This is a genomic window from Pseudomonas oryzihabitans (assembly GCF_032027545.1).
Classification (GTDB): Bacteria; Pseudomonadota; Gammaproteobacteria; order Pseudomonadales; family Pseudomonadaceae; genus Chryseomonas; species Chryseomonas oryzihabitans_F.
In genome coordinates, this window is record NZ_JAVSJB010000126.1 from 1 (window position 1) to 310 (window position 310).

Below are 310 nucleotides of genomic sequence, written 5' to 3' on the forward strand. Positions count from 1 at the left end.
CCGGCCCATCGGCCGCGACCTCGGCCACCTGATGCGCGAGACCCGTGCCCGGGGCCATGAGGTCGGGCTGCACGCCTGGGATCACCATGCCTGGCAGGCCCATACCGGCAGCTGGAGCCTGGAGCGCCTGGGCGAGGAATTCGGGCGTGGCCTGCACGCCCTGGAGGACATCCTCGGCGCCAAGGTCGACTGCTCCGCCGCTGCTGGCTGGCGGGCCGATCCGCGGGTGGTGCTGGCCAAGGAGGCCTTCGGCCTCAGGTACAACAGCGATTGTCGCGGCAGCGCCCTGTTCCGCCCGCGCCTGGGCAAT

Annotated in this window: 1 protein-coding gene; it reads left to right on the forward strand. The window is 72.3% G+C overall.

The annotated features are described in order from the left end of the window. On the forward strand, positions 1-310 hold a 310-nt coding region (locus tag RND78_RS28010; RefSeq protein WP_312733505.1), incomplete at both ends, for a polysaccharide deacetylase family protein.